Here is an 11955-nt window from a genome sequence, read left to right on the forward strand (position 1 = left end):
TTTACTGCCAGGACAAATTCACTCTAAATAGTAGGTTTTATGTAAGGAAGATATTTTTATAAAAGCTGATTGGCAGCTTGAGGGAAGTTTTTGTTTACGTATTACTGATTCAGCCCAAGTATGATCTGCAAAAGCTGTTCTCATTTTCTGTAGATATTGTGATACAGCAAAACAAGTTCTAAAATATGCAGCTCATTTTCATATTAAAAACAAGGAGAAACTGATGTCTAAGATTGCGGTACTCGGCGGCGGCCTTTCCGGTCGCCTTATTGCGTTCCAATTGGCGGAGCAGGGTGTGGCGGTAGAGTTGTTTGAGAAAGGCGAACGTAACGGCGCACAAGCCGCAGCCTATGTTGCCGCCGCCATGTTAGCGCCGTCTGCCGAAGCGGTGGAGGCAACGCCCGAAGTCATCCGTTTAGGCAAACAAAGCATTGCGCTTTGGCGCGCTATTGTCGGCCGTCTGAATACGCCGGTGATGATGCAGGAAAACGGTAGTCTGATTGTCTGGCACACGCAGGACAAGCCGCTTTCCGCCGAGTTTGCCCGTCATTTGAAGCGCGGCGGTGTGGCGGAATATGAAACCATACGTTGGAACGCGGATGAAATCGCAGCAAACGAGCCGCAACTGGCAGGGAGGTTTTCAGACGGCCTGTATCTGCCGACAGAAGGGCAGTTGGACGGACGGCAGGTATTGAATGCGCTGGCCGATGCTTTGGAGTCAATGAATGTAGCGTGCCATTGGTCGTACGAACGCGAAGTCGAAGATTTTGCGGCGCAATACGATTGGGTCATCGACTGCCGCGGTTATGGTGCAAAGAGCGCGTGGAACAGGCCGTCTGAAAGCCAATTGCGCGGCATACGCGGCGAAGTGGCGCGCGTTTACGCACCCGAAATTGAGCTGTCCCGCCCCGTGCGCCTGCTGCATCCGCGCTATCCTTTGTATATCGCGCCGAAGGAAAACCATATTTTTGTGATTGGTGCGACCCAAATCGAAAGCGAAAGCCAAGCGCCGGCCAGCGTGCGTTCCGGTTTGGAACTTTTGTCCGCGCTGTATGCCGTGCATCCGGCATTTGGCGAGGCAAACCTTTTGGAACTGGCCACCGGCCTGCGCCCGACTTTAAACCACCACAACCCCGAAATCCGCTTCAACCGCGAACGCCGCCTGATTGAAGTCAACGGCCTGTTCCGCCACGGTTTTATGATTTCTCCTGCCGTTACCGGCGCGGCTGTACGTTTGGCCGGTGCGCTGTTTGCCGGAAGCGACATTCCCGAATACGACGAAACCAGTGGTTTGCCGTATATCCGCGCCGCAAATTGAAGCCGTTGCGGACGAAGTTGCTTGAAAATCGGGCAAATTGTTTGTGAAAGACAGCCACAGGCCGTCTGAAAATGATAAAATCGCCGTCAATTCAATTAACCTTGCGTCTGAAAACCGCATGATGCCGTTTTCAGACGCCAAACCAATTTCCTATTTAACGATAAGCACATGACAACCCAAACCCTCTTAATCGAACTTCTCACTGAAGAACTCCCGCCAAAAGCCCTCAATAATCTGGGCAACCATTTTGCCGCTTCCATTGCCGAAGGCTTGGAAAAAGCTCAACTGATTGATAGTGATCAGATAGGTGTAATGGAACTGCTTGAATTAACTGAGGAAAAATACACTGCCTACGCTTCTCCGCGCCGTTTGGCTGTTCAAGTCAAAAACGTGAAAGCCGTCCAAGCCGATCAAAAAATCGTGAAAAAGGGCCCGGCCGTGGCAAATGCCATGAAAGACGGTGCGCCGACTAAGGCTTTGGAAGGTTTTGCGCGCGGTGCGGGTGCGAAAATCGAAGACCTGACCATCATCAACGACGGCAAGCAAGACGTGTACGCCTACGAATACGTCCAAACCGGCAAACCGCTGGGCGAGCTCTTGGAAGACATCATCAATGCCGCAGTGAAAAAATTGCCGATTCCTAAAGTCATGCGTTGGGGCAGCAGCACATTTACCTTCGTGCGCCCTGTACACAGCCTGATCGTGCTGCACAGCGGCGACATCGTAAACGTCAGCGTTTTGGGTCTGCAAAGCGGCAACAAAACATTGGGTCACCGCTTCCTTTCCAGCGGCGAAATCACCATCAAAAATGCCGACAGCTACGCCGCACAAATGCGCGAGCAAGGCAAAGTAGAAGCCTCGTTTGCCGAACGTAAAGCCGCCATTCAGACGGCCTTGAACGAGCAGGCAGGCCGTCTGAACGCGACTGTTGCCGCCGATGAAGCATTGTTGGACGAAGTGACTGCATTGGTCGAATGGCCTGTGGTATTGGAAGCCGGTTTTGAAGAACACTTCCTCGCCGTGCCGCAAGAATGCCTGATTCTGACCATGCAGCAAAACCAAAAATACTTCCCGCTGCTCGACCAAAACGGCAAGCTGATGAACCGCTTCCTGCTGGTGTCCAACCTGCAAACCGAAGACCCGTCACACATCATCCAAGGTAACGAACGCGTCTTGCGCGCGCGCCTGTCTGATGCCGAGTTCTTCTACAAACAAGACCAAAAAGCGACTTTGGAAAGCCGTCTGCCGAAATTGTCCAGCGTGGTTTACCACAACAAAATCGGTTCGCAAGCCGAGCGTATCGAGCGTCTGCAAAGCATTGCCGCCCATATCGCCAAAGCGTTGGGCGCGGATGCTGCCGCAGCCGAGCGCGCCGCACGTTTGGCCAAAGCAGACTTGGTGACCGAAATGGTCGGCGAGTTCCCCGAATTGCAAGGCACGATGGGCAAATACTACGCCCGCTTGGACGGTGAAACCGAAGAAATCGCCGAAGCCATCGAGCAACACTACCAACCGCGCTTTGCCGGCGACAACCTGCCAGAGGGCAAAGTGGCAACCGCCGTTGCTTTGGCCGACAAACTGGAAACCTTGGTCGGCATTTGGGGTATCGGCCTGATTCCGACCGGCGACAAAGACCCATACGCCCTGCGCCGCTCCGCATTGGGTATTTTGCGTATGCTGATGCAATACGGTTTGGACGTAAACGAACTGATTCAGACGGCCTTTGACAGCTTCCCGCAAGGTTTGCTCAACGAGAAAACGCCGTCTGAAACCGCCGACTTCATGCAGGCGCGTTTGGCCGTGTTGCTACAAAACGATTATCCGCAAGACATCGTTGCCGCCGTATTGGCGAAACAGCCGCGCCGTTTGGACGACGTAGTGGCCAAACTGCAGGCCGTTGCCGCGTTCAAACAGTTGCCCGAAGCTGCCGCGCTCGCCGCTGCCAACAAACGCGTACAAAACCTGCTGAAAAAAGCCGATGCCGAGTTGGGCGCGGTTAACGAAAGCCTGCTGCAACAGGACGAAGAAAAAGCCTTGTACGCCGCTGCTCAAGGTTTGCAGCCGAAAATCTCTGCCGCTGTTGCCGAAGGCAATTTCCAAACTGCTTTGTCCGAGCTGGCTTCCGTCAAACCGCAAGTCGATGCATTCTTCGACGGCGTGATGGTAATGGCTGAAGATGCCGCCGTGAAGCAAAACCGTTTGAACCTGTTGAACCGCTTGGCAGAACAAATGAACGCAGTTGCCGACATTGCGCTCTTGAGCGAATAAGGCCGCGTTTCAGTTGACCCTTTTTTCAGGCTGCCCGATGATTCAGGCAGCCTGAAGTTTTTCGGGCGTATCCCTTGCATGGCGTTCAAGGGTATAATTCGGCAGATTTGTCGCACGACAAATCGCGCACATAAACAATTTCCCACATTCAAGAGGCAGATTATGAATATCCCAGCCATCCGAACCGCACTCGATGCCGTATTGATTCCCCACACAATGCGCACCTTAGGCAGCGAAAAAGCCGTTACACTCCTTGAAGAGCGTTCAGACGGCCTGCATATCGGCCTGAAATTCGCGTTCCCAGTTGCCCATATTGCCGCAGACATTGCCAATGCCGTTCAAGAAGCCGTCATTTCGCATACCGGCGATACCCACATTCACTTGAGTATCGATACCGAAATCGGTACGCATAAAGTTCAACCCGGCGTAGCAACCATCAAAGGCGTGAAAAACATTATCGCCGTTGCATCGGGCAAAGGCGGCGTCGGCAAATCAACGACCACAGCCAACCTTGCCACCGCAATGGCCAGAATGGGCGCGCGCGTCGGCGTACTCGATGCCGACCTGTACGGCCCAAGCCAGCCCACCATGCTCGGCGTACAAGACCGCAAACCCGACCAACAAAACAAAAAACTCATTCCCGTTGAAGCCGAAAGCGGCATTCAAGTGATGTCCATCGGTTTCCTGGTCGATACCGACCAAGCCGTCGTTTGGCGCGGCCCGATGGTCAGCCAAGCCTTGCAACAGCTTATGTTCCAAAGCGAGTGGGACAATGTCGATTATCTCTTCATCGACCTGCCGCCCGGTACCGGCGATATCCAATTGACCCTGTCGCAAAAAATCCCCGTGACCGGCTCCGTTGTCGTCACCACGCCACAAGACATCGCCCTGATTGATGCACGCAAAGCCGTGGATATGTTCAACAAAGTCAATATCCCGATTTTGGGCGTTTTAGAAAACATGTCTGTCCATATTTGCACCAACTGCGGCCATGCCGAAGCAATCTTCGGCGCAGAAGGCGGCAAAAACTTGGCAGAGCGTTTGAATGTACCGTTGCTTGGCCAACTTCCATTAAGCCTGCCTGTACGCGAAGCTATGGATAGCGGCACATCTTCGGCCTTGTTTGAAAACAACCAAACCATCGCCGACATCTACACCGAAGCCGCCTTCCAAATTGCACTGGCCATTGCCGATAAAGGTAAAGACTTCAGCAGCCGCTTCCCGAAAATCGTTGTCGAATAAAAAAATTTAAAAAAGGTGTTGACAGCTGTGTACCCCATCTCTATAATGCACAGCTTATCGGGTCGTTAGCTCAGTCGGTAGAGCAGCGGACTTTTAATCCGTTGGTCGAGCGTTCGAATCGCTCACGACCCACCAAATATGAAAACCTACTTTGAAAAAAGTAGGTTTTTTTACGTTTGGATTTTGGGATTTTATTGAGCATATTTTATTATTGAGACAATCCATAGCGCATCAAGCATCAGGCCGTCTGAAAATATCTTTCAGACGGCCTGAAGTTTTTTATAGGAATGTTTTTGAGAAATAAGCTTTCTACTTAGGGCAGACAAACGTTTAAAACCTTACCTGCGTCTGCAACTGCCTACGATAAACCAATACGGCAGCAGTCAGCGTGGCAAAAGAGAATGCAGACAATAAAAGCAGATAACGGCCGATTCCGTCCAGTCCGCTGCGGTTGAGCAGCAATTCCTGAAAAGCCTTCAAGCCCCAAGCCATCGGGGAAATCCAAGTGAGTTGCTGCATGGTTTCGGGCATGACGTGGGCGGGTACCATAATGCCGCCGATTGCCGCCATCAGGATGATGCCGCCGCCGCCGAGGACGACGGCATGTTCGGTGGATTTGGCGCAGACGCTGATTAACAGCGCGTAGCCGAGTGCGGCGGCGCTGACGGCGGCGGACAGTAGCGCGTAGGGAACAAGGCTGCCGTTGAGTATGAGGGCGGGCACGCCGATTTCGGGCAGCAGGTAGCGGCCGAGCAACAGCATTCCGACAAACTGAAGCTGGTTAATCAGGAAATAGGGGATAAGTTTCGCAGCAATCAGGCCGGATGCGGAGGCGCGGGCGAGACGTAAGCGGGTAATGGTGTTGTTCTGGCGTTCCAGCGCCATGACGTTCGATAGCGGTATCATAATGAAAAACATACCGAAAATCAGCCATGCGGGGACGCTGTGCTGTACGGCGTTGGGTTTTTCCACTGTGCCGCTGCCTGCGCTCAGGTAATGCTCTTCCAGCATTTTCTTATCTAAAAAGCTGCGCACGGCGGCAAATTGTTCGTCGTTTTTTTCATCCACTTTTTTCTGGATGTCTTTGCGGATGGCGCGGGGCAGTTTTTTATTGTCGATTTTGATGCCGTCGTTGTTGTCGAAATAAGTGTCCAGCCGCGTTTCAGTGTAGTGCTGCTGCAAAACGCCTTTGACAGCCGCCAGCCATGAAGGCTCGGTATCGGGCGGTACATAGATTTGCAGGGCTTTGTCGTCGGCGATTTTGCCGGAAGCGGGGTTCGGGTTGTGCAGCACCAGTTGGAAACGTTTGTCGTGTAGGCCGTTTTGCGCGTCGGTCAGTTTTTCAGACGGCATCAGTGTGACATGGATTTGTTCTTTCTCCAGCGCGGCGGCCAGCGCGGTATTGATACTGTCGTTTGCTACGCCAACCAGCGCGATGCGGCTGTCGTTGTGCGGATCTTGGTCGCGGCTCAGCGCCAACGACATAATCAGCATGAAGGCGATGGGCATCACAAACAACACGGCCAAACCGTGCAGGTCGCGGCAGAGCAGTTTGAGTTCTTTGAGGAGGGAGGAAATCGTCATTGTGGATTTTGCTTATCTGTTGCCGGTTCGTCTTTGCGCAGGAAATCAAGGTAAAACGTTTCTAGCGAACCGTGTCCCTGCTGGAAGTAGCGGATTTGCGCGCCGCTTTGTTGCAGGGCGGCGTAAACGGCGGCGGCATCGTGCGCCGTTTCCATCATGCCGCGGCTGTCCACTTGCTTTGCACCCAAAGCGGCTAGCGTTTGAGGCGGCAGTGGCGGTTCGACGGTAAAACGCACGACACCGGTTTGCGTGCTTAGAAGCTCGTCCAAACCGCCGTGGTACACCAGTTTGCCGTGTTGCAGCAGCGCGATTTTGCCGCAAAGCTGCTCGATTTCCGACAGATAGTGCGAGGTGTAAACCACCGTTACCCCCTGCCGCGTCAAATCCGCCACGCTGTCGAGGATAAAGCGGCGCGACTGCGGGTCGATGCCAACCGTGATTTCGTCGAGGAACACCAGTTGCGGCGTGTTAATCAGACCGATGGCAAAATTCAGACGACGTTTAAGCCCGCCCGAAAGATGCTTTGCCGCCTTGTTTTTGTGGGCGGTCAGGTCGGTCTGTTCCAACAGCGCGTTCAGACGGCCTTTGTCGCGCACTTTGTAAAGCGAGGCGAAAAACAGCAGGTTGTCCCACACCGAAAGCTGCGGATAAAACGCGAAATCCTGCGGCACCAAACCGATTTTCTGCCGCTCGCTGCGGCTTAATAGGCGCAACGGCTTGCCGTCAAACAAAATTTCGCCCTGCCGTACTTCCTGCAAGCCTGCCAAAAGCGACATCAGCGTCGTTTTCCCCGCACCGTTGTGACCGAGCAGCCCCAAACATTCGCCGTCGGCAATATCGAACGACACATTGTCCAGCGCGGCAATTTCGGCTTTGGGATAACGGTGGGAGAGGGATTGGATGTGAATCATGGTTTCAGACGGCCTTAGTATGGATGGAGCATAGTGAAATCATTGACAAAGGCGGCATTAGGTCATCTGTGTACAAACGGGCACAGAAAATTTCTCGCTACCGCATAACCCCATTATTTCAATAATCCCCGCCATAACGCTTCTTCATCATCCGCAATTTTGCGCAGAAATTCAGCGATGTTGCGGCAGCCGTTTTCAGACGGCTTTTTGCACTGCTTCACGCACATGGCTGCGAATTGACGCCATTGGTCGCCGATGGAGGTCATTTGTTCCGAGGCCGTCTGAAATGCAGGTTCGTTGCAGATATGGGCGGCTTGTTCGAGGAAGTAGGCGTAGATATAGCGGAAACCTGCGCCGCCGGTACCGATTTCTTCCTGCATCCGCACCAAATGGCCGAGAAACAGTTTTTGGTATTTGTCATTTTGTTTGGCAGGCAGGGATTCGATTTTTTTGGCCAGCGTACGGATGCCTTTTACGCCGATGAAAAAGACTGGCGCGAGCATATGTTTGGCGTTTTTGCGTATGGCCTTGCGGATAATGGCGGGCAAGTCTGCCATGATTTTTTCAGACGGCCTGTTGTCTTCCAAGGTGTACATCATGCCTTTTGCCGCCAATACGCCTTTGACAAAGCGTGCACGCTGCAAATCTTCGGCAGCGCAGCGTTGTACGGTTTCAAATACGGGGTCGCTGATGAGGTAGTCGTTGCCGTCTTTGCCGTACACTAAAAGATTGTGTGCGTTGAAATGGAAGCGCATTTGCGGCGGGAAGTAGGGCAGCCAGAAGACGGAGGTTTGCAAACCTGCCAGCTTGCCTGAGGACAGCGCGGCATCCAATGCGGCTTGTCCGCTTTGTGCGTCGGAAAATTTGCGGACGGATAATTTCAGCCCCAATGCTTTGCAGGTGTTTTTGATGATGCTGCGCGGCGCGGTACGGTAGGAAACCAGCGGCATGCCGTTTAATTTGATCAGCGGCATCCAGACAAACGTCAGTGCGTGGGCAATGCCGAAAATCATGGCTTCGTCTAAATTGTGGCCATGGTATTTGAGCAGGGTGGACATCACACCGCTTTCGCAATGGGCGGTATGCTGGTGTGGAAATTCTTGTATGGTCATAAAGTTATTGGTTTTCGTGCAATGTTTTCAGACGGCCTGAAGCGGTCGGAATGGTTTGTTGTTTTGGAAATCAGCGCGCTTCTTTGGACGCTTCCTGCTCGGCTTTGTGGCGGCGCAGAAATTCGATGGCGGCGGCTTTTTCGGCTTCGTTGCCGTATTTGGCATCACGTTGGGCGCGGCGCAGTTCGGCGCGTTCTTTGGCTTCTTCGATTTGGCGCGCTTTGAAGTCTTCGCGGTTGTCGGAGGAGACGAGTTTGTCCTGTTGCGATTGCGCTTTTGCCATGGCTTTGGCAATCAAATCCATGGGGTTGAATGCGGCGCTTGGTGCGGCTGTTTGGGTTTGTGCCTGTGCGGCCTGTTTGGCTTTGACGGCGGCTTCGCGTTGCGCCAGCAGGGCTTTGCGTTCGGCATCGTCGCGCTGTTTGCGCGCGGTATGGCGTTCGAAACGGCTTTGTGCGTGTTCGGCGGCGGCAAAGCGCGGTTCGGCAGAGGTGCTGAAACGGCGTGCGGACGGCAGGAAGGGCTGCGATACGGGAACCATGTCGATGCAGTCGACGGGGCAGGGGGTAACGCACAAGCTGCAGCCGGTGCATTCGTCGCTGATGACGGTGTGCATCAGTTTGGACGCGCCCATAATGGCATCGACAGGGCAGGCGCGGATGCAGGCGGTACAACCGATGCAGACGGCCTCGTCAATCAGGGCTACGGCTTTGATTTGTGTTTTTGCCTGGGCGAGGTAGGGTTTGCCCAACAGGTCGGCAATATCTTTCATGACGGTTTCCCCACCCGGCGCGCACAGGTTTACCGGCGCTTCTCCTACCGACAGGGCGCGCGCATAGGGTAGGCAGCCTTCATAGCCGCACTCACGACATTGGGTTTGCGGCAACAGGCGGCTGATGCTTTGGATGGGAATGTTCATCATGGATAGTCAAAATCGAAAAGGCGCATTATATCAGATTGTTGCGTTTATTTTGGCGAAACCCGCTTTGCTTATTTTAGCGAAACTCGCTACGCTCGTTTTCAGACGGCCTGAGCCGGGTTTGCGTTATAATTTTGAAATGGATTTATTCGGGTAATTAGGAATGACGGCTACACTTTGTCCCTGTCAGTCGGGACGTGTTTATACGGAATGTTGCGCACCGTTTCATGCGTGTGAGGCGGCGGCCTCGAAGGCGGAAGAGTTGATGCGTTCGCGTTACAGTGCGTATGTTTTGCAGGAAATCGACTATATCGTGGACACGACTGTCCCTGCGCAGCAGAATTTGTTGGACAAGCAGGATTTGGCGTCGTGGAGTAAGCAGACGCAGTGGTCGGGATTGAAGGTTATCCGTCATGTGCCGTTTGGCAAACTGCATGCTTTGGTCGAGTTTGAGGCGTATTTTGAGGAGAATGGGCAAACTGAGTGCCATCATGAATTGTCGGCGTTCGTGAAAATAGACGGGCGTTGGTACTTTATTGATCTGACCGTTGCTTTGCCGACGATGAAACAGCCTTGTTTGTGCGGTTCGGGCAAAAAGTTTAAGGCGTGTTGCGGACAGTTTTTCAAATAGTAGTGTAAACAGGCCGTCTGAACGTTCAGACGGCCTGAGCTGTTTTTGCAGATAAAAAAAACCATTCATACTAAGGGAGAAGTATGAATGGCCAATACATTGCGGGAAAACGTCTTACTTGCTGCACCGCCCAAAAGGGATGAAAGAGCGGTGTTGTGTCAGCGATTAATATTCTACCGTTTTTAGTATTAAATGCTGTTAAGAAGTGAAATAATTTCAATAAGTTGCAAGATAATCGTGATTTTTTGAAGATAAACGGTATTTTTACTGATTTTCTCGAATCCATTTCACCCATTGCTGAAACAGCTCGGGTTGCAATGCGGCGATGACGGAACGCTTAAATACATGTTCGCCGCTCCAAAAATCGTCGCCCTCCAAAGTAGTCAGGCAGCCGCCGGCTTCTTCAAAAATCAATGCGCCGGCAGCGTAGTCCCACAGCTTTTGCCCGCCGTGGATGTAAATATCGTAGCGGCCGCTGGCAAGGTAGCACCAATCAAGCGTGCTGCTGCCCATGCTGCGGATTGTGCCGAATGGGGCAAGGGTATTCATGCGGCTGGCGAGTTTGCCCGAACGCAGGTATTTGATTTCCACGCCGGCAATGGATTCGTTGAGTTTTTTGTTTTCCGAACGCAGCGGCAGCGGCGTGCCGTTGAGGAATGCGCCTTTGCCGCGTTCGGCGTAGAAACATTCTCCACTGACCGGATTGTAAATTACGCCCAATTCGGCGTGGCCGTTTTTAACCAGCGCGACGGATACGGCAAAATGCGGCAAACCGTTGACGAAGTTGTTTGTGCCGTCGATAGGGTCGACAATCCACAGGCCGTCTGAATGTTCGTTCCACAAACGGGTTTGCTCCTGAACGCTCATCTCCTCGCCCAACATCGGACAATCCTCCAATAAGGGCAGGGCGGCGGCAAAAGCGGTTTGTGCGGCCAAATCTGCTTCACTCAAAACCGAGCCGTCTTCTTTACGTCGTGACGGCGTGTTCAGAAAACGCGGCATGACTTCGGTTTGGGCGATGTGACGGACGACTTTCTGTAAACGGTATAGCACAGCGTATCCTTGTTTTTTGCAGTTTTGCGTGACAGTGGATTAAAATTCGGGAAGTTTTCAAATTATAGTGGATGAAATCGAAATCAGGCAGGCAAGAGTATGTCGCCGTGTTTCAACTTCGTTCACGAAAGTTCAAATTATATACATGAATAAAGCAGGAAACCATGCCCCGATTTTATGTTGATTTTGCCTTAAGCCCCGACAGCGTGGTCGAATTGCCCGATAATGTGGTTCGCCATCTGAATGTATTGCGCGTGAAAAACACGGAAGAAATCGTGTTGTTCAACGGCAATGGCAAGGCATATCCGGCTTTGCCCGAAGTTTTGGAAAAACGCCGCGCCAGCGTGCGGATTTTGCGTGAAGAGGCAACGGACAACGAATCGCCGCTGAACATTACATTGGTACAGGCGGTATCCGCCGCCGAGCGCATGGATTTCACTTTGCAGAAAAGCGTGGAATTGGGCGTGGCAGAAATTCGCCCGGTCATCAGCGAACGCTGTGTCGTCCGCTTGAGCGGCGAACGCGCTGAAAAGCGGGTGGCGCGTTGGCAGGAAATCGTCGTTTCGGCGTGTGAACAAAGCGGCCGCAATATTGTGCCGAAGGTTTTGCCGCTGACGACTTATGCACAGGCTCTGCAGCAGTTGCCGCAGGAAACAACCAAACTGTTAATGAGCTTGAACCGCGCACAAAAACTGAGCGATGTTCGGCCGCAATCCGGTAAGGTCGTGTTTATGGTCGGCCCGGAAGGCGGCTGGACGGAGAAGGAAGAGCAGCAGGCATTTGATGCCGGTTTTCAATCCGTTACGCTTGGCAAACGGGTGTTGCGTACCGAAACCGCCTCACTTGCGGCCATTGCCGCCATGCAGACGCTTTGGGGCGATTTTGCATAAAGTTCAGGCCGTCTGAAAACGAGCGTA

Annotated in this window: 10 protein-coding genes and 1 tRNA gene; 6 read left to right on the top strand and 5 right to left on the bottom strand. The window is 52.8% G+C overall.

The genetic code is table 11. The annotated features are described in order from the left end of the window. Positions 1 to 223: 223 nt before the first annotated feature. The 4 genes from LPB400_RS02835 to LPB400_RS02850 all read left to right on the top strand — a co-directional run bounded on the left by LPB400_RS02835 (position 224) and on the right by LPB400_RS02850 (position 4963). Positions 224 to 1318: an FAD-dependent oxidoreductase gene (locus LPB400_RS02835; RefSeq protein WP_107792158.1), complete on the top strand. Its 1095-nt coding sequence runs from the start codon at positions 224 to 226 to the stop codon at positions 1316 to 1318. Between the two features lie 168 nt (positions 1319 to 1486). Then, positions 1487 to 3586 carry a glycine--tRNA ligase subunit beta gene (gene glyS / locus LPB400_RS02840; protein ID WP_107792157.1) on the top strand — a complete coding sequence of 700 codons (2100 nt, stop codon included), beginning with the start codon at positions 1487 to 1489 and terminating at the stop codon, positions 3584 to 3586. Positions 3587 to 3748: 162 nt separating this feature from the next. After that, on the top strand, positions 3749 to 4828 hold the full coding sequence (apbC, locus tag LPB400_RS02845; protein ID WP_070459640.1) for an iron-sulfur cluster carrier protein ApbC: 1080 nt from the start codon (positions 3749 to 3751) through the stop codon (positions 4826 to 4828). A 59-nt stretch (positions 4829 to 4887) separates the two neighbouring features. After that, positions 4888 to 4963, top strand: a tRNA-Lys gene (locus tag LPB400_RS02850). 195 nt (positions 4964 to 5158) lie between these two features. Here the strand turns inward: LPB400_RS02850 and LPB400_RS02855 are convergent. From LPB400_RS02855 to LPB400_RS02870, 4 genes are all read right to left on the bottom strand, one after another. Next, positions 5159 to 6412, bottom strand: coding sequence for an ABC transporter permease (locus LPB400_RS02855; RefSeq protein WP_070459637.1), 1254 nt, complete (start codon positions 6410 to 6412; stop codon positions 5159 to 5161). After that, on the bottom strand, positions 6409 to 7323 hold the full coding sequence (locus LPB400_RS02860; protein ID WP_070459634.1) for an ABC transporter ATP-binding protein: 915 nt from the start codon (positions 7321 to 7323) through the stop codon (positions 6409 to 6411). The genes LPB400_RS02855 and LPB400_RS02860 overlap by 4 nt, the downstream gene beginning before the upstream one ends. A gap of 113 nt (positions 7324 to 7436) precedes the next feature. Further along, positions 7437 to 8435: a BtrH N-terminal domain-containing protein gene (locus tag LPB400_RS02865; protein WP_070459631.1), complete on the bottom strand. Its 999-nt coding sequence runs from the start codon at positions 8433 to 8435 to the stop codon at positions 7437 to 7439. Between the two features lie 70 nt (positions 8436 to 8505). Then, positions 8506 to 9354: an RnfABCDGE type electron transport complex subunit B gene (locus LPB400_RS02870; RefSeq protein ID WP_199901400.1), complete on the bottom strand. Its 849-nt coding sequence runs from the start codon at positions 9352 to 9354 to the stop codon at positions 8506 to 8508. A 163-nt stretch (positions 9355 to 9517) separates the two neighbouring features. Here LPB400_RS02870 and LPB400_RS02875 point away from each other — a divergent pair, with 163 nt between their 5' ends. Further along, on the top strand, positions 9518 to 9985 hold the full coding sequence (locus LPB400_RS02875) for a YchJ family protein (protein WP_107768685.1): 468 nt from the start codon (positions 9518 to 9520) through the stop codon (positions 9983 to 9985). 264 nt (positions 9986 to 10249) lie between these two features. Here the strand turns inward: LPB400_RS02875 and LPB400_RS02880 are convergent, their stop codons facing one another. Further along, entirely contained in the window at positions 10250 to 11038 is a 789-nt protein-coding gene (locus LPB400_RS02880) for an inositol monophosphatase family protein (protein WP_003684681.1), read from the bottom strand. Positions 11039 to 11202: 164 nt separating this feature from the next. On the opposite strand from LPB400_RS02880, the gene LPB400_RS02885 reads away from it, so the two are divergent. Continuing rightward, positions 11203 to 11928 (top strand): 16S rRNA (uracil(1498)-N(3))-methyltransferase, encoded by a 726-nt coding sequence (locus LPB400_RS02885; RefSeq protein WP_107792151.1) that lies wholly within the window; start codon positions 11203 to 11205, stop codon positions 11926 to 11928. Positions 11929 to 11955: the final 27 nt, after the last annotated feature.

It is taken from the genome of Neisseria perflava, assembly GCF_019334725.1.
Lineage (GTDB): Bacteria > Pseudomonadota > Gammaproteobacteria > Burkholderiales > Neisseriaceae > Neisseria > Neisseria subflava_A.

What these genes read in the sequence shown, in the direction of transcription:
- LPB400_RS02835 (WP_107792158.1), top strand. Translation starts at nt 224, where the DNA reads ATGTCTAAGATTGCGGTACTCGGCGGCGGCCTTTCCGGTCGCCTTATT.
- glyS (WP_107792157.1), top strand. Translation starts at nt 1,487, where the DNA reads ATGACAACCCAAACCCTCTTAATCGAACTTCTCACTGAAGAACTCCCG.
- apbC (WP_070459640.1), top strand. Translation starts at nt 3,749, where the DNA reads ATGAATATCCCAGCCATCCGAACCGCACTCGATGCCGTATTGATTCCC.
- LPB400_RS02855 (WP_070459637.1), bottom strand. Translation starts at nt 6,412, where the DNA reads ATGACGATTTCCTCCCTCCTCAAAGAACTCAAACTGCTCTGCCGCGAC.
- LPB400_RS02860 (WP_070459634.1), bottom strand. Translation starts at nt 7,323, where the DNA reads ATGATTCACATCCAATCCCTCTCCCACCGTTATCCCAAAGCCGAAATT.
- LPB400_RS02865 (WP_070459631.1), bottom strand. Translation starts at nt 8,435, where the DNA reads ATGACCATACAAGAATTTCCACACCAGCATACCGCCCATTGCGAAAGC.
- LPB400_RS02870 (WP_199901400.1), bottom strand. Translation starts at nt 9,354, where the DNA reads ATGAACATTCCCATCCAAAGCATCAGCCGCCTGTTGCCGCAAACCCAA.
- LPB400_RS02875 (WP_107768685.1), top strand. Translation starts at nt 9,518, where the DNA reads ATGACGGCTACACTTTGTCCCTGTCAGTCGGGACGTGTTTATACGGAA.
- LPB400_RS02885 (WP_107792151.1), top strand. Translation starts at nt 11,203, where the DNA reads ATGCCCCGATTTTATGTTGATTTTGCCTTAAGCCCCGACAGCGTGGTC.